The sequence below is a fragment of the Streptomyces sp. NPDC049970 genome, from assembly GCF_040660235.1.
In the GTDB taxonomy this organism is placed as follows: domain Bacteria; phylum Actinomycetota; class Actinomycetes; order Streptomycetales; family Streptomycetaceae; genus Streptomyces.
In genome coordinates, this window is the sequence record NZ_JBFALP010000010.1 from 78921 (window position 1) to 100330 (window position 21410).

General features: G+C 72.7%; 17 protein-coding genes. 10 read left to right on the forward strand and 7 right to left on the reverse strand.

The genetic code is table 11. The features are described from left to right. Window positions 1-20: 20 nt before the first annotated feature. The 3 genes from AB0I83_RS19395 (at window position 21) to AB0I83_RS19405 (ending at window position 3665) form a co-directional block, all read left to right on the forward strand. Window positions 21-1430 (forward strand): homoserine dehydrogenase, encoded by a 1410-nt coding sequence (locus tag AB0I83_RS19395; RefSeq protein ID WP_363305457.1) that lies wholly within the window; start codon window positions 21-23, stop codon window positions 1428-1430. Then, entirely contained in the window at window positions 1430-2788 is a 1359-nt protein-coding gene (locus AB0I83_RS19400; RefSeq protein WP_363305557.1) for a gluconate:H+ symporter, read from the forward strand. Before AB0I83_RS19395 ends, AB0I83_RS19400 begins: the two co-directional genes overlap by 1 nt. A gap of 85 nt (window positions 2789-2873) precedes the next feature. Further along, window positions 2874-3665: a DeoR/GlpR family DNA-binding transcription regulator gene (locus AB0I83_RS19405; RefSeq protein WP_356537589.1), complete on the forward strand. Its 792-nt coding sequence runs from the start codon at window positions 2874-2876 to the stop codon at window positions 3663-3665. A gap of 69 nt (window positions 3666-3734) precedes the next feature. Here AB0I83_RS19405 and AB0I83_RS19410 read toward each other — a convergent pair whose 3' ends face one another. The 4 genes from AB0I83_RS19410 to AB0I83_RS19425 form a co-directional block, all read right to left on the reverse strand. After that, a complete protein-coding gene (locus AB0I83_RS19410) occupies window positions 3735-4664 on the reverse strand; it encodes an oxidoreductase (RefSeq protein WP_363305458.1) in 930 nt (309 codons plus the stop codon). A gap of 172 nt (window positions 4665-4836) precedes the next feature. Further along, entirely contained in the window at window positions 4837-6504 is a 1668-nt protein-coding gene (locus AB0I83_RS19415; protein WP_356841783.1) for an MFS transporter, read from the reverse strand. A gap of 73 nt (window positions 6505-6577) precedes the next feature. Then, window positions 6578-7132, reverse strand: coding sequence for an NUDIX hydrolase (locus AB0I83_RS19420; RefSeq protein ID WP_363305459.1), 555 nt, complete (start codon window positions 7130-7132; stop codon window positions 6578-6580). Window positions 7133-7206: 74 nt separating this feature from the next. Beyond that, the gene (locus tag AB0I83_RS19425) at window positions 7207-8346 is read right to left on the reverse strand and encodes a PP2C family protein-serine/threonine phosphatase (RefSeq protein WP_356537582.1); all 1140 of its coding nucleotides are present in this window, start codon (window positions 8344-8346) and stop codon (window positions 7207-7209) included. 227 nt (window positions 8347-8573) lie between these two features. On the opposite strand from AB0I83_RS19425, the gene AB0I83_RS19430 reads away from it, so the two are divergent. From AB0I83_RS19430 to AB0I83_RS19450, 5 genes are all read left to right on the forward strand, one after another. Then, entirely contained in the window at window positions 8574-9254 is a 681-nt protein-coding gene (locus AB0I83_RS19430) for a DUF4232 domain-containing protein (RefSeq protein ID WP_363305460.1), read from the forward strand. A gap of 148 nt (window positions 9255-9402) precedes the next feature. Next, entirely contained in the window at window positions 9403-10425 is a 1023-nt protein-coding gene (locus tag AB0I83_RS19435) for a bile acid:sodium symporter family protein (RefSeq protein ID WP_356537578.1), read from the forward strand. Window positions 10426-10656: 231 nt separating this feature from the next. Next, window positions 10657-11751: a tetratricopeptide repeat protein gene (locus AB0I83_RS19440; protein ID WP_363305461.1), complete on the forward strand. Its 1095-nt coding sequence runs from the start codon at window positions 10657-10659 to the stop codon at window positions 11749-11751. Then, entirely contained in the window at window positions 11748-12896 is a 1149-nt protein-coding gene (locus AB0I83_RS19445) for a polyprenyl synthetase family protein (protein WP_363305462.1), read from the forward strand. Before AB0I83_RS19440 ends, AB0I83_RS19445 begins: the two co-directional genes overlap by 4 nt. Window positions 12897-13057: 161 nt before the next feature. Continuing rightward, a complete protein-coding gene (locus AB0I83_RS19450) occupies window positions 13058-14260 on the forward strand; it encodes an MFS transporter (RefSeq protein ID WP_356537573.1) in 1203 nt (400 codons plus the stop codon). A gap of 61 nt (window positions 14261-14321) precedes the next feature. On the opposite strand, the gene AB0I83_RS19455 is transcribed toward AB0I83_RS19450, so the two are convergent. From AB0I83_RS19455 to AB0I83_RS19465, 3 genes are all read right to left on the reverse strand, one after another. Then, window positions 14322-15545: a MalY/PatB family protein gene (locus AB0I83_RS19455; RefSeq protein WP_363305463.1), complete on the reverse strand. Its 1224-nt coding sequence runs from the start codon at window positions 15543-15545 to the stop codon at window positions 14322-14324. Between the two features lie 2 nt (window positions 15546-15547). Further along, a complete protein-coding gene (malX, locus tag AB0I83_RS19460; protein WP_363305464.1) occupies window positions 15548-17155 on the reverse strand; it encodes a maltose/glucose-specific PTS transporter subunit IIBC in 1608 nt (535 codons plus the stop codon). 576 nt (window positions 17156-17731) lie between these two features. Beyond that, on the reverse strand, window positions 17732-17944 hold the full coding sequence (locus tag AB0I83_RS19465) for an MbtH family protein (protein WP_363305465.1): 213 nt from the start codon (window positions 17942-17944) through the stop codon (window positions 17732-17734). 239 nt (window positions 17945-18183) lie between these two features. Here AB0I83_RS19465 and AB0I83_RS19470 point away from each other — a divergent pair, with 239 nt between their 5' ends. Both AB0I83_RS19470 and AB0I83_RS19475 read left to right on the forward strand, forming a co-directional pair. Beyond that, a complete protein-coding gene (locus AB0I83_RS19470) occupies window positions 18184-19311 on the forward strand; it encodes an alpha/beta hydrolase-fold protein (protein WP_363305466.1) in 1128 nt (375 codons plus the stop codon). Between the two features lie 51 nt (window positions 19312-19362). After that, entirely contained in the window at window positions 19363-21402 is a 2040-nt protein-coding gene (locus tag AB0I83_RS19475) for a prolyl oligopeptidase family serine peptidase (RefSeq protein WP_363305467.1), read from the forward strand. Window positions 21403-21410 lie beyond the last annotated feature (8 nt).

A 21410-nucleotide genomic window follows, 5' to 3' on the forward strand; every position in this document is an offset into this window, starting at 1 on the left:
TGCGCCGTCTAGGAGAGCCCATGAACCTGCATCACCTGTTCGCCGGAACCGGCGACCGCACCGTGCGTTACGCACTCTCCGGAGCCGGCGGCGGCTTCGCCCGGACCCTGCTCGCCCAGACCCTGCGCATCGGGCGCCTGGCGCCGGCCGTCCTCTGCGACCGCGAGGTGGAGCGGCTGCGCGGCATGCTCGTCGAGCTCGGCTACCCGGAGCGGGACCTGCGGATCTGCGGGGACACGGAAGCGGTCGCTTCGGCCGCCGAGGACGGGGCCGTCGCCCTGGTCGCGGACGGCACGCTGCTGACCGGGGCGTCCTGGGACATCCTCGTCGAGGCGACCGGAAGCCCCGCCGACGGATACGCGATGGCCCGTGAGGCGCTGACGCGAGGCCGCCACGTCGCCATGGTCAGCAAGGAGGTCGACTCCGTCGCCGGGCTGCACCTGGCAGACCTGGCCCGCGACCACGGCGTGGTGTACACGACCGCCGACGGCGACCAGCCCGCCAACCTCATCGCCCTGGTGACCTGGGCCGAACTCCTCGGCCTGGACATCGTGGCGATCGGGAAGTCCAGCGAGTACGACCTCGTCCTCGACCCGGCGGCGGGCACGGTGACCCAGTTCGACACCACGGTCCCCGCACCGGAACTGGCAGGGCTGCTCACCCTCGGATCCGACGTACGGGCCACGCTCGCCGCCCGCGCCGCCGCGGTGACCGCCCTGCCGACCGGCGCCACCGCCGACTACTGCGAGATGGCCGTCGTCGCGACGAACACCGGGTTCCGGCCGGACGTCGAGCGCCTGCACTACCCGGTGGCCCGGATCGCCGAACTCGCCGACGTCTACGCCCTGCGCGAGGACGGCGGCCTGCTGCACCGCTCCGGCGCCGTGGACGTGTTCAGCGCGCTCCGGCTGCCGGACGAGGCGTCCTTCGCGGGCGGCGTCTTCGTCGTCGTACGCACCGGCGACCCGGTGACCTGGGAGACGCTCCGGGGCAAGGGCCATGTCGTCAGCCGCGACGGCCGTTACGCCGCGGTCTACCTGCCGTACCACCTCATGGGCGTCGAGACGCCGGTCTCGCTGCTGTCCGCCGTGCTCCACGGCCGGCCCTCCGGCGGCGCCGATCCGCACGCGCACGCGGTGCTCGCCGGGCGTGCCCGGCGGGACCTGCCGGCCGGCACCGTGCTGGACATGGGCGGCCACCACCACGACGTCACCGGAGTCCGGGCCGTCCTGCTCCGCGACGAGGACGCCCCCGCCGACACCGCGCCGCTGTACCTCGCCGCCCACGCCGCCCTCGGGCGCGACGTGCCCGCCGGCGCCCTGATCACCATCGGCGACCTCGCCGACCCGGACGCGGACCTGCTGCACGCCTGGACTGCCGGGCGCACCTCCCGCGCGACCACCTCCGCCCTCCCCCACGCGAGCCGATGATGAGTGCCGACCTCCAGAACCTCCTGCTGGGCGCCGCCGCGGTCGTCGTCCTGATCCTGCTGATCACCAAGGCCAAGCTGCACCCCTTCCTCGCGCTGGCCCTGTCCGCCCTCGGGCTGGGCCTGGCGGCGGGCATCGGTCCCGGCGCCACCGTCGAGCACTTCCAGGACGGCTTCGGCGACGCGTTGAAGAGCACCGGGCCCACCATCGGGCTGGGCACCATCCTCGGCGGCATCCTGCTGGGATCGGGCGGAGCCGACCGAATAGCCACGGCCTTCATCGGCGCCCGCCCGGTCAAGTGGATCCCCACGGCGATCACGGCCGCCGCGCTGCTGATCGGGATGCCGCACCTCTTCGACGTCAGCTTCGTGATGCTCGTGCCGCTGGTGTACGCGGTCGCCAAGCGCACGGGCACCCACCTGCTGTACGTGGGACTGCCCCTCGCCGCCGGCCTCTACATCTCGCACGGCCTGCTCCCGCCGCACCCCTCCCCCACCCTCGCCGTCTCGGCGTACGGGGCGAACACCGGCCTGACCATCCTCTACGGTCTGATGATCGGCATCCCGATCGCCGTGATCAGCGGGCCGCTGCTGACGAAGTTCGCCTCACGGTGGTTCGGGCCGGCCCCGGACCTGGACAAGGGCCCCGTCCCGGAGACGAGCCCCGAGCCGGAGAACCGCAAGCGGCCCGCCTCCCTCGTGCTCGCCCTGGTCACCGTGCTGCTGCCGCCCGTCCTGATGCTCGTCGGCACCGTCGGCACCGCCAACACCTCCGAGGGCACCCTGCCCTACGCGTTCTTCGAGGCGTGCGACTCGTCGGTCATCTCCCTGCTGGCCGCGGTGGTCTTCGCCTTCTTCGCCCTGGGCCTGCGCTCCGGCTTCGGGCTGGGCCAGCTCCAGAAGATGGCCGGCAAGGGCCTCGGCCCGGTCGGCGGGATCGTGCTCATCCTCGGTGCCGGCGGCGGCCTCAAGGCGATGCTGACCGCGACCGGCATCGACAAGCTGATCTCGGACTACGCGGTGCACTGGTCGGTGCCGCCGCTGCTGCTGGCCTGGCTGGTCGCCGCGCTGCTCCGGATCTGCCTCGGCTCGGCGACGGTGGCCACCGCGGCGGCGACCGGCATCGTGGCCCCGCTGATCGGCGCCTATCCGGGCCTCTCACCGGAGTTGCTGGTGCTGGCGACCGCGTCCGGCGCGGTCATGCTGTCCCATGTCAACGACTCCGGCTTCTGGCTGTTCAAGGAGTACTACCAGCTGTCGGTGGCTCAGACCTTCCGCACCTGGACGCTGATGCTGTCCCTGCAGTCGCTGCTCAGCCTCGGCGGCGTACTCCTGCTCAGCACGTTCGTCGGGGCCTGAGCGCCGCGTCCGGCCGGGACGGCGCCGGGGGCACGGCACAATCGAGCAGCGACCGCGGTGGTCGCGCGAGGAAAGGTGAGAAGCAGTGGCCGAGGAAGAGCAGTTGCCCCTGATCCCCGATCAACGGCGCGAGCTCCTGTTGAAGCATCTGCGACGTGACGGCGTACTGAGCGTGCAGCAGATCACCCAGCTCTTCGGCGTCTCCCACATGACCGTCCGCCGCGACATCGCCGAACTGGAGCGGCGGGGGCTGGTGTTCTCCGTGCCCGGCGGGGCGCGCATCGCGAGCCACCTCCGGAGCGAGCCGAGCTTCCAGGCGAAGGCGCTGATGGAGCAGCCGGAGAAGGAGGCCATGGCCACGGCCGCCGCGGAGCTGGTGCGGGAGGGCATGACGGTCTACCTCGACGCGGGTACGACGCTGCTGGCCATGGTCCCGCTGCTCGCCCGCCACGAGTCGCTGACGGTCGTGACCAACGACTTCACGACCGTGGACCGGCTGATGGCGTCGACGCATCTCGACGTCATACACATCGGCGGCCAGGTGGATCCGTCCAACCGGTCGAGCGTGGGCCGGCTCGCCGCGACGACGCTGCGTCAGCTCGCTCTCGACATCGCCTTCATCAGCACCAGTTCCTGGGACCTGCTGCGCGGGGTCACGACCCCTTCGGCGGCGAAGGTGGAGGTGAAGCAGGCGGCCATGGAGTGCACGGGCACGAGCGTGCTCGTCGCCGGTTCGTCGAAGTACGGGACGTTCGGGAAGTTCCGGGTCGCCCCGCTCAGCGCGTTCGACACCGTCGTCACGGACGCGTCGCTCGCGGAGGCCGCCGCCGAGGGGCTGCGCGCGGGCGGCACGGACCTGCGCCTGGCGGGCGGCTGAGGGCGCTCCGCCCGCCTGTCCGTGGGCCCTTCCCGTCCCGGCAGGGGTGGGAAGGGCCCGCCGGCGTCTTCAGATGACGTCGCCGGCCACTCCGGTCAGGCACACCGACTCCTGCCACAGCGCCAGGGCCGTGCTCATGTCCTGCGCCCTGGCCGACATCCGCGCGGGCGCCGGCGCTCCCCGGGTCTCGGCCAGCAGGCGGGGGCCGTAGTAGCTCCCGCCGAGCGCCGCCGGAAGGGTGGCGGCGTACAGCGTGGGAAGTGCGCCGGCCGAGGCCGGCTGGGTGTAGATCCGCGTCATCCGCTCGAGTTTCGCCGCCCAGGTACGTCCGGCCAGCCGGGGGCCCGCCTGGCCGAGGTCCGTCGCGGCGAGACCCGGGTGGGCGGCCAGCGCGAGCACGTCCTTGTCCGCCGCTTCCAGCCTCCGCTGGAGCTCCGCGGTGAAGAGCAGGTTGGCGAGCTTGGACTGCGCGTAGGCACGCCACTTGTCGTAGCCGCGCTCGGCGTTGAGGTTGTCGAAGTCGATGCGGCCGACGCGGTGCGCGAGCGACGAGAGTGTCACCACGCGCGACGGGCCGGCCGTCCCGAGGAGGGGCATGAGATGGAGCGTGAGCGCGAAGTGGCCGAGGTGGTTGGTGCCGAACTGCATCTCGAATCCGTCGGCGGTGCGCAGCATGGGCAGGGCCATGACGCCGGCGTTGTTCACCAGGAGGTCGAGCCTGCCGTCGGTCTCCTTCGCGATCCGCTCCGCGGCCTCGGCCACGTCCGACAGGTCCGCCAGGTCGAGCCGGACCAGCCGGGTGTCCGAACGCGGGGCGGCCCGGCGTACGGCGTCGAGAGCGCGTCGGCCACGCTCGGGATCGCGGCAGGCGAGGACCGTCCTGGCGCCGGAGCGGGCCAGGGCGAGTGCGGTCACCGCTCCGATCCCGCTGTTGGCGCCCGTGACCACCGCGGTGGTGCCGGAGAGGTCGGGCATGTCGTCGAGCGTCCATGAGTGCATGTGTCACGACTCCCCCGGGAGAGCCGTCGCACACCCCGGGCCGCCGGTCCGGGAACGCGGGCACCTGACCGTACGGGCGCCGTGGGACACCCGGCGTGCCCGTCCGGCCCGGCGCACCGGCCGTTCCGGTGCCCGTTGACGCGCGCCGCCCGGCCCCTGGTGCGGGGCGCCGTCAGCCGCCGTGCCGCTCGTCCCGTCGGCCCGGGTCGGAATCGGCCGTTGTCTCCGGGTCCGGGCCCCCGGCCGTGTGCGGGTCTCCGGTGACCCGGGTCCCGGGATGCCACAGCGAGCACAGGAAGGCGACGCCGAGCGCGATGGCCATCCCGTAGAACACCCACTGGTTCGCCTCGGCGAAGTCCATCCGGACCGCGTCCATCGAGTCCCGCATGAGCGTGGCGACCCGGCCGTCGCCGCTCGGCTGCTGCGCGTCCGCGTTTCCGGTGACCGCCTCGGCGACCGACCGGGCGGCGTCGTGCGCCGGGCCCGACGGAACGCCCTTCGAGGTGAGCGTCTCCACGACCCTGTCGGTGGTGACGTGCGTCAGGACCGTCCCGAACACGGCGATTCCGATGCTGGCGGCGTAGTTGCGCACGGTCTGGGTGATGCCGGTGACCTCGCCGTAGGAGGCGCCGATCGACCGGTTGACCGCGTCGGTGGAGGCGGGGGCCAGGAGGAAGCCGATGCCGGCGCCCGCGAGTGCGGCGTACGGCCACTGGTCGTGCATCGAGAGGTCCGTCAGCTTGTGCGCCCACAGGGCGAACCCGACGGCGCCCAGGGCCGTGCCCAGCTTCATCGCAGGCCGGGCTCCGCGTCTGTCCAGGATCCGGCCGCCCCACTGGGACGCGATCCCGAAGCCGACGAAGAAGTAAAGGAGGTAGAGCGCGGCCTGGTTCGGCGAGGCGCTCAGGGAGACCTGCGCGTAGACGGAGGCGAAGAAGAACACCGGGACGAAGGCCATCATCGAGAAGAACAGCACCAGCGAGTCGGCGGCGAACGCGCGGTCGCGGAAGACCCGCAGTCTGATGAGCGGTTCCGCCACCCCGAGCTCGTAGCGGCAGAACACCGCCAGGACGGCGAGCCCGCCCACGACGCAGGCCCAGGTCGCGACGCTGCTCCAGCCCCACGCCGAAGCCTGCTGGAACCCGAGCACGCTCAGCCCCATGCCCACGGCGACGAGGAGGGCACCAGGCACGTCGAGCTTCTCCCGGCGCCGGACCTCCGGGATGTGGGCCATGGCGGCCAGGACCAGCGCGACGACGGCGACCGGCACGTTCACCCAGAAGATCGCCCGCCAGGTCCAGTTCGTCAGCCAGCCGCCGAGCAGCGGCCCGACCGCGGTGAGCGCACCCGAGAGCCCGAAGAACAGCGCCAGCGCGCGGCCTCGCTTCTCCACGGGGAACACGGAGACGACGACGGCGAGCGCGGCCGGGAACATCAGCGCCGCGCCGAGCCCCTGGGTGGCACGGAAGACGATCAGCCAGGTCTGCGCCAGGTCGCCTGTGGGTACGCAGCCGCACAGCACGGAGGAGACGACGAACACGAGCGTGCCGATCAGCATCACCCGGCGGTGCCCCATGATGTCGGACAGCCTCCCGCCGAGGGCGAAGAAGGCGGCGAGGGCGAGCAGGTACGCGTTGACGACCCACTGCATCCCGGAGGACGAGAGACCGAGTTCGTCGATGATGCTCGGCGCGGCGATGGAGACGATCGTCTGGTCGATGAACGTCATCGACACGGCGAACAGCATCGCCGCGAGGGCGAGCGTCTGGTTGGTGCTGCCCCGTCCGGCCGGGGGGACTGGGAACGAGCCGGGCTCCCGGGGACCCTGGTGGGTGCGCATGGTCCGAGTGTGGACCGGATGCGAAACCCGCGCATACCAGGGCGTGGCCCGGCGGAGAACGGACGGTGCCGCCTCAGTCCCTCCTGACCAGCAGGCCCGCCGCGACGAGTCCCGCAAGTCCCAGGTCCGTGTCCGTGTACTCCCCCGTCAGGAGGTGGGCGACGTAATCGTCCTCCGTCAGGGTGACGGGCTCGACGAACTCCTCCGCGTCGGGTGTGGGTTCGGCGACCTTGCGGCAGTCCCGTGCGAGCACTCCGTAGCGGACGTGGGTCGCGTAGGAGGCCAGGTACGTCCGCATGAAGACCTCCGTCGTCCCCGCGCGGAATCCGCTCTCCTCCAGCAGCTCCCGTGCCGCGGCGTGCAGCACGTCCTCACCGGGCTCGATCATGCCGCCCGGGAGTTCCGCCAGGACCTTGCCGGGGCCGGGACGGTACTGGCGTACGAGGATGCCGCGTCCCTCCTCCGTGAAGGCGACGAGGGCGACCGTGGGTGATCCGTAGAGGATGTCCCAGTCGGAGTCCTTGCCGTCGGGCTGGACGTAGGTGCGGCAGCGCACCGTCAGATAGCCGGCCGGCTCCGGGCGCTCGCTCTTCAGCGCCCACCTCAATGCGTCAGGGCTCTCCGTCACGTTCGGGATCATGTCCAGCGTGTGGCGCGGCAAACGGCCCGGGCGGGCGGTGCCCGGCGGCCCGACGGGCGGCGTCAGCCAGGCGCTGCGGCCGGGGCGGGCCTGTGCGGAGCGGGTTCGCGCCCGGTGCGGGCGCGGTGCAGGGCGAGCAGCGCCTGGTCGTCCTTGGGCCGGCCGCCGATGTGCCGCCTGACGTCCTGGATGAGCGCGTCCAGGATCTGCCCGGGTGCGGGGTGGACGCCGGAGCGTGCCCTCCGGCCGAGCGCGAGGGGCAGACGGGCGACCGGATCGTAGAAGCTCCCGGTGGCGTCCCTGGACTCGGTGATGCCGTCGGTGTAGCAGAGCAGGGTGGAGCCGGCCGGGAAGGCGTGGCTGTCCACCGGGGCGTGCCACTCGCCCAGGTCGCTCATGCCGAGCGGGGGCGCTTCCTCGGAGGCGTCCAGGAGCGTCGCCCGGCCCCGCACGTCGAGGAGCACGGGCGGCGGATGGCCGCGGTTGACCAGGCGTACGGTCTCCAGGTCGGCGGAGAACTCAACGATGAGCGCCGTGGTGAACCCCTCCTCCTGCTGCTGGCCACCGCGCCGGCCGCCCTCGCGCAGAAGGGCCCGCTCCAGCCGCCTGACCAGTTGCGGAAGGTCCTCGGACTCGTCCGCCGCGTACCGGAAGGCACCGAGGTCGGCGCTGACGGCGCTGACGGCTCCGAGCCCCTTGCCGCGTACGTCACCGACCATGACGCGGATCCCGAACGGCGTGCTCTGCACCACGTAGAGGTCGCCGCCGATCAGTGCCTCGCTCTCGGCCGGCACGTACCGGGCGTCGATGTGCAGATCCCCCAGGCGGGAGGGCGGTCTGGGCAGCACGGCCCGCTGGGCCACGGCCGCGACGTGCTGGGCACGCCTGGCGCGGGCGTCCTGTCTGCGCAGGGTGCGGTGGATCAGGACGGCGAGCGCGGTGACCGCCGCCAGGGTGATCTGGTTGGCCAGCCCCGCCCGCCAGCCGAAGGTCCCGTCGATCCGCGCGAGGAACGCGTGGACGACCATCGCCGTGAGGCCGACCCCGATGATCCCGCGGACGCCGAGGAGGGGCGCGGCGGCGACCGGTACCGCGATCAGGAGCGGCGCGGACGTGACGTCGTGCGGGGTGGCCAGGTCGACCACCACGGCCAGCACGATGAGGCCTACGGGGATCCACTGGGTTCTCAGCAGCTGCGGCACTCCCCCACGTTGCCCGTAAGGGCGGCCCGCCGCATCCGGGCGAACCGCCGCGTGCCGCACATGGCGGGGCGTACGAGGGGCACGAGACTCCTGTGGTCCTGCGCCGGAGGGTGCTGTTCCGCGCGGGATCGTCTCCGGCCGGAACGCAACCCTCCGCGACCGGATCGCGCGCTTCACCCATACAAGTGCTCGTACGGAGCAACCGGATCCTCGCCAGAGGGGAACACATGCGCCTTCAACTCACGCACCCGCGCAGGACGTCCGCCGCCGTGGCCGTCGCGGCCGCGGCGGCCCTCTCGCTCACCGCCTGCGGCGGTGCCGAGACCGACGACAGCGCCCCGGCGGGTGCCTCGGCGGAGGCCTCCACCGAGGCCGGCACGTCCGCGAGTCCGAGCGCATCCGACAGTACGGAGGGGCCTGGCACCCAGGCGGGTGGTGCCCCCACCGCGGAGGGCTCCGGCGGAGGGGGCGACACCCCGGCGTCGGCCTCCGCCACCGGCTCACCGATGGGCGCGGGCGGCCCCTGCCGCACCTCGCAGCTCGCGTTCAGCAGTTCGGGCGGTATGGCGGAGGGCGAGGTGCTGATCAACCTGAGGAACACGGGCGCCTCCTCCTGTTCGATGCACGGATTCCCGGGCCTGGACCTGAAGGGCAAGGACGGCACCGTGAGTGCCGAGCGCGGCGACCGGCCGGTCCCGGTGGTCACGCTGGCACCGGGGGAAGGAACCAACTTCCCCCTGCACTTCCCGCCGAACGACAGCGGCGGCTCGGGCGTCACGTTCACCTCGGCGGTCGTGACACCGCCGAACGAGACCCACTCGCACCGCATGTCCCTCTCCGTCAACATCCCGGCGGGCTCCGGCTCCGCTCCGCGCATCACGGTGGAGCCGGTCGGCTCGGGCAAGTAGGGCCGAGCGCTCATCCGGAGCGGCACCCCGTGGAGTGACCGGGGCTGCCGCCCGGCGCGCCCCGCCGAGTCGCACACATCCTGGACACATTGCCCGAATAGCGAGACGCACTTGCAGGGGTCCGGGGGTCCGGCGTCTTATCGCGCCTGTGCAAACGGAACAGATAACCCCTGATCAACCCGCTTCCGACGACAGGGCGGCACGCCGCGCGGTCACGGTCTTCCCCGTCCTCGTACTGGTGGCGGGCGCGGCCGGTCTCGTCACCCCCGGGACGTTCGCCGGCTGGACGGACTCGGTGCCGTACCTGCTGGGCATCGTCATGTTCTGCATGGGGCTCACGATGACCCCGCTCGACTTCAGAGGTGTGGCGAAACGTCCGTGGGCCGTGGCGATCGGGCTGGTCGCGCACTACGTGATCATGCCGGGGCTCGGCTGGGGCATCGCCCATCTGCTCGGCCTGCCACCGCAGCTGGCGGCCGGTCTCATCCTGGTCGGCTGTGCGCCGAGCGGCACGGCCTCCAACGTGGTGACGTTCCTCGCCCGCGGGGACGTCGCGCTCTCGGTCTCCGTCGCCACCGTGTCGACCCTGCTCGCACCGCTGGTGACGCCGCCGCTCACGCTGCTTCTGGCCGGCGCCTACCTGCCGGTCGACGCGGGTTCGATGATCACCGACATCCTCAAGACGGTACTGCTCCCCGTCCTCGGTGGCCTGGCGGTGCGTCTGGTCGCCGGGAAGTACGTCGACCGGGTGCTGGGACTCATGCCCTGGCTGTCGTCGGTCGCCGTCGCCGCGATCGTCTGCGCGGTCGTGGCAGGCAGCGCGAGCGCCATCAGGTCGGCGGCGGTGACCGTGCTGATCGCGGTGGTCCTGCACAACGGCTTCGGGCTCGCACTCGGCTACGGCGCGGGCAAGCTCGCGAGGCTCGGCCGACCCGCCAGCCGAGCCATGGCCTTCGAGGTCGGCATGCAGAACTCGGGGCTCGCCGCCTCGCTCGCGACCGCGCACTTCAGCCCGCTGGCCGCTCTGCCGGCCGCGGTGTTCTCCGTGTGGCACAACATCTCGGGAGCCCTGGTCGCCGCCTGGATGTCCCACCGTTCACGCCGCACCGACGATCCGGCGCCCGCGCTCGCGGCCCCGGTGCCGGACGCGGTGACCACGGGGGACTCCTGACCGGAGCAGCCCGCGGGCCCGGAGCCTGCCGCGCGGGCCCGCTGATCATCCGCAGCGGTCACCGGCGTCCGTCGCACTGACGAGCGCGGGGCGCCCGTGTGGCACTCAGGGACGACCTCGAGGACCCGCACCGAGGGGGATTCGCCTACCCCGTCCCGCTTCGTAGCGTCGGAGACGTCACCGGAGGCCGACGGCCGCCGGTGGCATCTCCGGGTACGTCGAGTGGAACAGGTGGCACGGGTGGCTCAGCAGCAGCCGAAGGAAAAGGCGTTCGCGCCTGAATACCAGGGGGCGCTCGGCGCGTTGTCGGTGAACTCCTCGCTCACCGAGGTACTGGCGAGGGGCGTCGAGGAACTACGTGCAGCCGAAGCCGCGGGCAGTCCGCGGGAGACGGCCCGCTGCGGGCTCGCCGTCGCGGAGGCCTGCCGGCGGCTGGGGCGGGTGACGGAGGCCGACGCGGCCTGGAAGGCGAGCTATCGCGCGGCGCGCTCGGCGGAGGATGCCGGGGCGATGGCCTGGGCGCTGTGGAGCGGCGGCACGCTCGCCCGCCAGCGGGGTTCGCTGGCGCTCGCGTACCGGCTGCTCGGGCTCGCGGCCGAACTGGGCGAGCGCGGGGGCGACGTGGTGGTGCGGGGCTACTCGCTCGCCGGCCTCGCGGAGACCGGGCGCATCCAGGGCGACTACCAGGCGGTCGGCGAACTGCACGAGCAACTCCTCGCCGAGGCCCGCAGGCGCGGAGAGGCCAGGCACACGGTGTGGGCTCTGGAGGGCATAGCCCAGATGCACCGGAACACCGGTTCGTACGACCGCGCGCTCGCCCTCTTCGAGGAGGCGGCCGAGACCGCGGGCCTGGCGGACGACCGGCGCGGCCGGGCCTGGGCGCTGCGGGGAATCGCGGACGTGGTGTCCGTGCGGGACGGCGACGTCGAGCGCGCGCTGGCCCTGCTGGCCGAGGGCGAGACGCTCTGCCGCGAGATGGACCTGTCGAGCGCGCTGGCGTACAACCACAAGATGCGTGCCAACGTGCGCTATCGGGCGGGGCTGTACGCAGAGGCCCGTGACGACTACGCGCAGGCTCTCGCGGAGTTCCGGGAGATGGACGAGCCACGGGGTACGGCGCTCTCCCGGCTGGGCCTCGCCAAGTCGCTCGCCCGGCTCGGGCGGAATCCGGCGGAGACCGTCGTGGAACTCGCGGAACTGCGCCGGACCCTGGACCGGATCGGCCTGCGGCACGCCCGGGACATGGTCGACAGGGCGACGGCCGAGCTCGGGGTGGGGCCCCTGCCCGACGAGACCCGGCGGATCGAGGAGGCGGCGACTCGATGACCTCCCCCATGACCGCGCCCGCCGGGTCGGAACGGCGGACGCCGTCAGCGCGGACGGCCCCGGCGGCACGCGCCGAGCCCCGGACCACGGGGAGGGCCCCGTCGCCGGCGGCAGCGGTCGACGCCTCGCGCACACTCGCCCGCTGCCGCGATCTCGTTCGGCCTTCGCTGTCGGCCGCGACGGGACGACTCCATCCGTGGCACGCCGAGATGGCGGCCTACTCGCTCGGCTGGTGCGAGGTCGGCGGTGCGCCGACGGACCTGCGCTTCGAGGGCAAGGGGTTGCGCCAGGCCCTCTCGGTGCTGTGCGCCGAGGCCTCCGGTGCGAGCGGTGGGAGCGCCGTCGCGGGAGCCGTGGCCGTCGAGTTGGTCCACACCTTCTCCCTGCTGCACGACGACATCATGGACGGGGACGGCACCAGGCGGCAGCGGGACACCGTGTGGAAGGCGTACGGCACCGGGCCGGCCGTGCTCGCGGGCGACGCCCTCTTCGCCCTCGCGGTGCAGGTCCTCGCCGAGTCGACGGGGCCCCGTACCGGCGCGGCCGTGGGACGCCTGTCGGAGACGCTGAGCGCGCTGGTGCGCGGGCAGGCGGCGGACCTGCTCTTCGAGGCACGTCCCTGGACGGGGCCCGAGGCCGTCCGGCCCGACGAGTACCGGGCCATGGCGGAACTGAAGACGGGCACGTTGCTGGGCTGCGCCGCGGCGCTCGGCGGGCTGCTGGGAGGGGCGCCCGCCGGGACCGTGACCGCGCTCGACCGCGCGGGCCGCCACCTCGGGGTGGCCTTCCAGGCCGTCGACGACCTGCTCGGCATCTGGGGCGACCCGGAGGCGACGGGCAAACCCGTGCACAGCGACCTGCTTCGGCGCAAGAAGACGTATCCGGTGCTTGCCGCGCTCGCCACCGGCGGAGTGCACGCGAGGGAACTCCGCACGATGCTGGACTCCCCGCTCCCCCTGGAAGGCGGCCGGGCGAAGGACGCCGCCGTGCTCGTCGAGGCGTGCGGGGGCCGTGCCGCCACCCTGGAGGAGGCGCACCGGCACCTCGAAGCCGCACGCGCCTGCCTGCGGAGCGTGCCGCTCGCGCCGCGGTCCGCGGCCGAGATCGAAGGGCTGCTCGGGTTCCTGCTCCACCGCACGGTGTGAGGACGGACCGCACGGTCGGAAGCCGGCCGCACGGTCGGGAGCGCAACGCGCGGTCGGGAGCGGACCGTAAGGAGGAACCCCGGCCGGGATCCCGCCCCGCGCGGCGCGTCGCGTCGCGCGGGGCACCGTCCGGCTGAGGTGCCGCTCGTAGGGTGACCCGCGTGAGCGATGGCGAGGGCGGAAGAGACACGGGCCACGGCCGGCGGCCGGGCTATGTGGCCGCGGCGGTGGTGTTCGCCATCGGCATGGCCGGTACCACCCTGCCCACACCGCTGTACGGGCTCTACCAACAGCGGATCGGGTTCTCCGAGCTGATGGTGACGATCGTCTTCGCGGTGTACGCCTTGGCGGTCATCACGGTGCTGCTGGTGGCGGGGAACTACTCGGACGCGGTCGGCCGCAGGCCGGTGCTCCTGTGCGCCATGGCACTGTCCGCGGCGAGCGCGGGATGCTTCCTGCTGGAGAGCGGCCTGCCGCTGCTCTTCGCGGGCCGGCTGCTGTCCGGCTGCGCGGCCGGTCTGCTGAGCGGTGCGGCGACGGCGGCCGTCATCGAACTGGCGGGCCCCGGGCAGAAGGCGCGGGCCGGCTTCGCCGCGACCGCGGCGAACATGGGCGGTCTGGGCTGTGGCCCACTCCTCTCCGGTGTCCTCGCGCAGTACACCTCATGGCCGCTGACTGTGCCGTTCTGGGTGCACCTGGGTCTGGTGTGCGCGGCGTGCGGCATCACCTGGCTCCTGCCGGAGACGGTGGAGTCGCCGAAGCGGTGGCCGCGGCTGACACCGCAGGGGGTCTCGGTTCCTCCCGAGGTGAAGGGGGTGTTCGCGCCCGCCTCGCTGGCCGCGTTCGCCGGCTTCGCGCTTCTCGGGCTGTTCACGGCGGTCGCGCCGAGCTTCGCCTCGCAGACGCTGGGCGTGCACAACCTCGCCGTGTCCGGAGCCGTGGTGTTCTCCGTGTTCCTGGCGTCGACCTTCGGGCAGTCGCTGACGCGATGGATCAGTGCCCGCCGCGCCCTCCCCACGGGGTGCGGCATCCTCGTCGTGGGCCTGCTGCTGGTGGCGTCCTCGCTGATCGCCGAGTCACTGCCCCTGCTCGTCCTGGGCGCCCTGTGCGGCGGCACCGGACAGGGGCTGGCCTTCCGCGCCGCGCTCACGCTGGTCAGCGGCGCGGCGCCGCCGGAACATCGTGGCGGCACGATCTCGGCGTTCTTCGTCGTCGCCTACACCGGCATCTCGGTGCCGGTGGTGGGCGTCGGCGCGCTGGCCACCTGGCTCGGGCTGCGCGAGGCCGGTTTGGTGTTCACGGGCTGTGTGATCCTGCTGGCGGCCGGGGCCGGGACGTACGCCGCGCGCAGACCGGCGGCGTAGAACGCCCGCCCCGGCAGGCGCTCCACCGCCGTGCGCCGGCCGGGATGCGACCACGCGCCGGTCACCCGGCTCCACTCAGGCCCGGCACCCCCGCCGCCGTGAGCCTGCGCAGCGCGCGCACCAGGGCGTCGACACCGGCCTCCGCCTTGACGCGGGGGCACCCGACGTTCAGCCGGACCCGCCCCGGCGAGCCGTAGGCGGCGCCCGGCATGACGGCCACCCTCTCCACCTCGACGAGCTCGCGTTGCAGGGCGTCGTCGTCGACGCCCAGCGGACGCAGGTCGATCCAGGCGAGATAGCCCGCCTGCGGGGGCTGCCAGCCGAGCTGCGGGAACTCCTCGCCCAGGCGGTCGGCGACCATGGCGAGGTTGTCCGCGAGGTAGGCGCGCAGCGCGTCCAGCCAGGGCGCACCCTCCCGGTACGCGGCGATGTGGCCGACCAGTGACAGCACCGCCGGGGAGGACAGCCCGTCCGCGTCCTTGAGCTGCCGCAGGTAGGCCTCACGTGAGGCGGTGTCGCCGATGATCCCGTAACTTCCGGTCAGGGCAGGGATGTTGAACGATTTGGACGCCGAGGTGACCACGGCCCAGCGACCGCCGCCGCCCCGCCCGGCCCACGTACGGTGCTTGTGGGGGGCGTGGGCGAGGTCCGAGTGGATCTCGTCGCTGATGACGGCCACGCCGTGCCGTTCGCACAGCCCGGCCATCCGGTCCAGCTCGTCCCGGGACCAGACCCTGCCCGTCGGATTGTGCGGCGAGCAGAGCAGCAGGACCGCCGTGTCGGGCAGCGCCAGGAGCCGCTCCAGTTCCGTCCAGTCGTCGAGCCGGCACTCCCGGAGCTGCCGCCCGTGCGCCGCCACCGTCCTGGGGAACGCGTCGTACATGGGAGTGTGGGTGACCACCCCGTCACCGGGCCGCGACCACAGGCGCAGCAGCTGCGAGACCTGGTAGACGACCGAGGGCGCGTAGACGATCGTCCCGGGGTCGACGGCCGTGCCGTGCCGGGTGGCGTACCAGTGCACGATCGCGGACAGGAAGTCGTCCTGCCGCCACCGCGAATAGCCGAGCACCCCGTGGTCCAGGCGCCCCCTGAGCGCGGCGACGATCTCGGGGGCGGTCTCGAAGTCCATGTCGGAGATCGTGAACGGCAGCAGGTCCGGCACACCGAAGCGGTCCTCGACGTAGTCCCACTGGGTGCACCAGGTGCCGTGCCGGTCCACGGGCACGTCGAACCCGTGGGCGGCCCGTCCGGCCTCGTCGGCGGGGCGGGAGGAAGCGGAGGCCATGGTCAGCCCACCGGGACCATGGCGGCGATGGCGTCCTTCACGGACTGCACCTGCGGCCCGATGATGACCTGGACGTTGTGGCCGTCGAGCTTCACGACCCCCACGGCTCCCAGCTTCTTCAGCCGCGCCTCGTCGACGCGTCCGGTGTCCTGGACCGTCATCCGCAGGCGGGTGATGCAGTTGTCGAGGGACCGGATGTTGTCGGCGCCGCCGATCGCCTCCAGGATGGCGACGGCGTCGTACTTCCCCGCGACCAGCTCCCGGGCCGGCAGCGCCGGTCCTTCGGACCCGGCGGACCCGCCGTCCTCGTCACCCGGCTCCGGCTCGTCCTCACGGCCCGGGGTCTTGAGGTCGAAGCGGTTGATCGCCCAGCGGAACAGGAAGTAGTACACGGCGAACCACACCGCGGCGATCACCGGTACGAGGTACCACTTGGTCGTCGAACCCTGGAGGACGCCGAAGACCAGCCAGTCGATGACGTTGCCGTCGGTGTTCCCGATGAAGACGCCGAGCGCGGCAGCCGTGAGGAAGCCGAGCCCGACGAGGACCGCGTGGATCGCGTACAGCCACGGCGCCACGAACAGGAACAGGAACTCCAGCGGTTCCGTGATGCCGCCGACCACGCAGGCCACCACGCCCGACACGAGCAGGGCCTTGATCTCCGGGCGCATCTCCCTCTTCGCGCAGTGGTAGATCGCGAGCGCCGCGCCCGGCAGACCGCCGAGGTAGGACGCCATCTTGCCCTGGGAGAGGAAGTGCGTCGCGTCGGTGACGGCGCGGTCGGGCGTCGCCGAGCAGTCCAGGTGCGCGTAGAACATGTTGAGTGCGCCGGAGACGTTGTCGCCGCAGACGGCCCCTGACCCGCCGACGTCCGTGAACCGGAACATGGCCACGAGGATGTGGTGCAGTCCGATCGGCCGCAGCAGCACCTCCCCCATGCCGAAGAAGAACGGCCCGAAGACTCCCGTGTGCCCGATACCGCGGCCCACCGCGGTGATCCAGCCGTTGAAGGTCGGCCAGACCAGCGGGATGAGCAGACCGAGCACGCTCAGGACGAGGGCCGAGACGATCGGGACGAAGCGCAGACCGCCGAAGAAGGCCAGCGCATCGGGCATCCGCTGGGCACGAAACCGCTGGTGGAGGAGGCTGACAACGATGCCAACGGCTACGGCTCCGAGAAGTCCCGTATCGATGGACTGCACGCCGAGCACGTCGGCTGTGCCGTAGTGCTCGATCACCTTCTCGTCCTCGAGATCGACGCCCTTGGCGGTGAGGTAGAAGTTCACGGCGAGGTTCATGGCGGCGAAGCCGACGAAGCCCGAGAAGGCGGCGACCCCCTTGTCCTCACGGGCGAGCCCGAGCGGAATCGCCATCGCGAAGAGCACGGGCAGGAAGCTGAAGGCCACCAGCCCGGTGTTGGCCATCCAGGTGAAGACGAGGTGGAAGCCCTCGGCCTTCAGGAAGGGCAGGTTGTCGGTGACGGCCTCGCTGGAGAGCGAGGATCCGATGCCCAGGATGATGCCGCAGAACGCGAGCAGAGCCACCGGGAGCATGAACGTCTTGCCGAGCCCTTGGAGAAACTCCCACAGAGCGGCTTTGGTCTTCTGCATGTACGGAACTTTCGAGCATGGGGGGACGGGACCCTGGCGCTCGCCGTGGCGAGGCGCGCACGGACCCACGGGCGTCGGCGGAAGACATGACGCGGGGGTTCCGGCCGTCCTCGCGCGATACACGCGGGGATCGCCCGGTGAGCAGCGCCAGGCGGGTCCGCTCCGCCGCACGGATCACATCACAGCAGGTCGGCGGCTGTCCATGGTGTACGACGGGACCCTGTGGGCCCCGGGCGGGGGCGGGCGTACCGAGTGAGCGGCCGTCGCGCGCAGTGACGCAGACCACCCGTACGGGCCCGGTCCGGTGTGTGCGGGCCGGTCTGCGGGTAAGGGGCTCATTGGCCGCCGGAAGCGACAATCCTGCGGAAAATTCACATAAGCACGAGAAGAGGAGGGTTCGATGTCCTCGAAGCGACGCCGCAAGAAGAAGGCCCGCCGCAAGAACGGCGCGAACCACGGGAGCCGTCCGCAGACCTGAGGACGCCCCGTCGCATCGGGGGGTGGCCGTGCCACCCCCCGAACGCGTTCCCGGCGCCGGGGCGGGGTCCGATCCCGTCCGGCACGCCGGGTGGGGCGTCAGGCGTCCGTGACCGCCGCGAGCGACCGGGGGCGCAGGTCGGTCCAGTTGGCGTCGACGAAGTCCACGCAGGCCTCACGGGTGCTCTCACCCAGGACGATCGCCCATCCTCCCGGCACCTCGGCGAAGGAGGGCCAGAGCGAGTGCTGGCCCTCGTCGTTCACCAGGACGAGGAAACGGCCTTCGGCGTCGTCGAAGGGGTTGGTGCTCATGGTGGGGCTCCTCTGGACCGCTGGACGGCACTGGGCGACCGCGACGGGGAAGCGGAAGGGCCAGCGAGTTGACGATTAGGTTAGGCTCGCCTAATCAAAGCGAGCCTAGCCCTTCGACTCCCCCCTCACAAGGAGATGTTCATGCGCCCGGTCACCGTGCGGATCCCCGGCGAGTACGGCACTTACGTGTCCGTGGACGAGAGTGTCCGGGCCATGGGCCACCACGTCGCCGCCCGGTCATGACCGGATCCGCCTCCGGCACCACGGCCGGCACGGAACACTCCTTCACCGAGTTCGGGCTGCCGGGTGAGCCGGGCGCCGAGGCGTTCTGGGCGACGGCGCGCACACCCGCGTACCTGCGTGCCGAGGACGGCGGCTGGGTGGCCCTCTTCCTCCGGCGGGGCCCGGCCGCGAGCGTCGGTTTCGAGAGCTGGTCCGATCCGGTGCCCCTGCGCCGGTGGGCCGACACCGACTGTTGGTACGCCCAGGTGCGCATGCCCGCCCGGCTGCGGGTGACCTACCGGTTCCTCACCGAGGACGGGGCGTACGCGGACCCGCTCAACCCCGCCGGGGCCGGCGGCGACCGGTCCGTCGCCGCGACCCCCGACACCCCGGCCCAGCCGCACTGGCCCGACATCGGCGCCGACGACGTCCTGCCCCTCCCGCGCACCCGGCTCCGCTGGGCCAGTGGGCGGCTCGGCGGGCGGCGCACGGTCCGGGTCCACCCGGTGGGCGGCGGGGGGCCGGTCGTCCTGCTGCTCGACGGGGACGACTGGCTGTACCTGCACCCGGCGATGACCGCCTTCGAGGCGGCCGTCGCCGAGGGCGGGATGCCCCCCGTCACACTCGTCTTCCTGCCGGCCGGGGACAGGCGGGCCGAGTTCGGGTGCGATCCAGGGCTGTGGGAGGCGGTTCGGGACGAACTGCTGCCGCTGGTGGCGGAATCCGGCGTACCGGCCGACCCGGGGAGGCTGGTGGTCGCCGGGCAGAGCCTCGGCGGGCTGAGCGCGATGTACGCGGCCCTGGAGTTCCCGGACCTGGTGTCCGGGGTCGCCTGCCAGTCGGCGTCGTTCTGGTGGACCCCCGGAGCCATGGACCTGCCGGATCCGCTGGCCGGGCCGGTCGGGGGCGCCGTCGCCGCCCGCCTCCGGGAGGGCGCCGATCTCACGGGCCTCCGGGTCGCGTTCGACGTGGGGGAACACGAGAAGCGGATGCTGCCCCACTGCGAGCAGGTCGAGACGCTGGCCGCCCGGGCCGGGGCGAGTGTCAGGATCTCCCGGTCACCGTCGGAGCACGACCGGGCGGGCTGGCGGCACGCCCTGCTCAGGGACGTCGCCTGGGCACTGGACCGGCCCCTGCCGTCATGACCCGTGGGAAGCGGGCGGAAGTGGTCCCGCGCCCGGTCCCGCGCCTGGACAATGAGGCGTGTGACTGATGAGGACCCGTATCTGTGGCTGGAAGACATCGAGGGGGAGCCCGCTCTCGCGTGGGTGGCCCGGCGGAACGCCGAGACCGAGGCGGCGCTGGCCGTCGGAGACGGCTTCGCGTCACTGCGGACGAGGCTGCGCGAGGTGCTGGACGCCTCCGACCGCATCCCGTACACCGTCAGGCGCGGGGCGTACCTCTACAACTTCTGGCGGGACGCCACGCGTGTGCGCGGTGTGTGGCGGCGTACGACGCTGGAGCAGTACCGCAAGGACACACCCGAGTGGGAGGTGCTTCTCGACCTGGACGCGCTCGCCGCGGCCGAGGGCGAGAAGTGGGTGTGGGCCGGGGCGCGGGTGCGCGAACCGGACCACGGCCGCGCGCTGCTGCGCCTGTCGCGCGACGGCGGTGACGCCGTGGTCGTGCGCGAGTTCGACCTCGGCTGCCTGGAGTTCGTCGAGGAGGGTTTCCGGGTCGAGGAGGCCAAGACACGGATCGGATGGGTCGACGCCGACACCGTCCTCGTGGGCACGGACACCGGACCCGGGTCGCTGACCGACTCCGGCTACCCGCGCACGGTACGCAGATGGCGGCGCGGCACACCGCTCGACGAGGCCCCCGTCGTCTTCGAAGGGGAGACGGGGGACGTGTCGGCCGGGGGCTGGCACGACAGCACCCCCGGCTACGAACGGGACTTCGTCGTCCGGACGATGGACTTCCACCACAGCGAGCTGTACCTCCTGGGCCCCGACGGCGCGCTCGTCAGGATCGGCGTTCCCGACGACTGCGACGCCTACGCCCATCGCGGCCACCTCGTCGTCACCCTGAAGTCCGCCTGGCTCGGCCGCCCGGCGGGCTCCCTGCTGGCGTTCGGCTTCGACGCGTTCCTCGCGGGCGACCGCACCGCCCAGGTGCTGTTCACCCCGGACGAGCGGACGGCCCTGGCCGGGCACGCGTGGACCCGCCACCACCTGATCCTGACGACGATGCGCGACGTGAGCACCCGTATCGAGGTGCTCACCCCCGCCTCGGACGGCGCATGGGCACGCAGTCCGCTGGCCGACGTCCCGGCCCTGTCCGACGCGACCGTGGTGGACACGGCCCCGGACGTCTCCGACGAGTTCTTCCTCGACGTGTCGGGATTCCTCCAGCCCTCCACGCTCTACCGCAGCGAGACCGGGGCCGGGACGGAGATCCTCAAGCAGGCCCCGGCACGCTTCGACGCGACCGGCCTGGAGGTGGCCCAGCACTTCGCGACCTCGCTCGACGGCACCCGGGTGCCGTACTTCGTCATCGGCCCCGGCGCCTCCCGCCCCGGACCCGCCCTGCTCTACGGGTACGGCGGGTTCGAGGAGTCCCTCACGCCCTTCTACGGCGCGGTGACGGGCCGGGCGTGGCTGGAGCGCGGCGGCACGTACGTGATCGCGAACATCCGGGGCGGCGGCGAGTACGGACCGGACTGGCACCGGGCAGCGCTCGGCGCGGACCGGCACCGCGCCTTCGAGGACTTCGCGGCCGTCGCCTCCGACCTCGTCACCCGGGGCGTCACCACACCCGCGATGCTCGGAGCCAGGGGCGGTAGCAACGGCGGACTGCTCATGGGTGCGATGATCACCCGGTACCCCGAGCTGTTCGGGGCCGTCGTCGCCGAGGTACCGCTGCTGGACATGCTGCGCTTCCACAAGCTCCTCGCGGGCGCGTCCTGGATCGCGGAGTACGGCGACCCCGACGACGCGACCGACCGCGTCCACCTGCGGGAGATCTCGCCCTACCACCGGCTGACGGCGGACCGGCCCTGCCCGCCCGTCCTTCTGACGACCTCCACCCGCGACGACCGCGTCCACCCCGGCCATGCCAGGAAGACGGCCGCACGACTGCGTGAGCTCGGCCTCCCCGTCCTGTTCCACGAGAACCTCGGCGGCGGCCACGCGGGCGCCGCCGACAACGAGCAGTCCGCGCACGACAGCGCGCTGGTGCACACCTTCCTCTGGCGCCACCTCGCGCCGGAGGGGCACGCGCCCGCCGCCGGCTGACCGGCGGC

Bases quoted from the DNA above. Each gene is read 5' to 3' on its own strand.
- AB0I83_RS19400 (WP_363305557.1), top strand. From the start codon at position 1,430: ATGAGTGCCGACCTCCAGAACCTCCTGCTGGGCGCCGCCGCGGTCGTC.
- AB0I83_RS19410 (WP_363305458.1), bottom strand. From the start codon at position 4,664: ATGCACTCATGGACGCTCGACGACATGCCCGACCTCTCCGGCACCACC.
- AB0I83_RS19470 (WP_363305466.1), top strand. From the start codon at position 18,184: ATGACCGGATCCGCCTCCGGCACCACGGCCGGCACGGAACACTCCTTC.
- AB0I83_RS19465 (WP_363305465.1), bottom strand. From the start codon at position 17,944: ATGAGCACCAACCCCTTCGACGACGCCGAAGGCCGTTTCCTCGTCCTG.
- AB0I83_RS19430 (WP_363305460.1), top strand. From the start codon at position 8,574: ATGCGCCTTCAACTCACGCACCCGCGCAGGACGTCCGCCGCCGTGGCC.
- AB0I83_RS19395 (WP_363305457.1), top strand. From the start codon at position 21: ATGAACCTGCATCACCTGTTCGCCGGAACCGGCGACCGCACCGTGCGT.
- malX (WP_363305464.1), bottom strand. From the start codon at position 17,155: ATGCAGAAGACCAAAGCCGCTCTGTGGGAGTTTCTCCAAGGGCTCGGC.
- AB0I83_RS19475 (WP_363305467.1), top strand. From the start codon at position 19,363: ATGAGGCGTGTGACTGATGAGGACCCGTATCTGTGGCTGGAAGACATC.
- AB0I83_RS19445 (WP_363305462.1), top strand. From the start codon at position 11,748: ATGACCTCCCCCATGACCGCGCCCGCCGGGTCGGAACGGCGGACGCCG.
- AB0I83_RS19455 (WP_363305463.1), bottom strand. From the start codon at position 15,545: ATGGCCTCCGCTTCCTCCCGCCCCGCCGACGAGGCCGGACGGGCCGCC.
- AB0I83_RS19415 (WP_356841783.1), bottom strand. From the start codon at position 6,504: ATGCGCACCCACCAGGGTCCCCGGGAGCCCGGCTCGTTCCCAGTCCCC.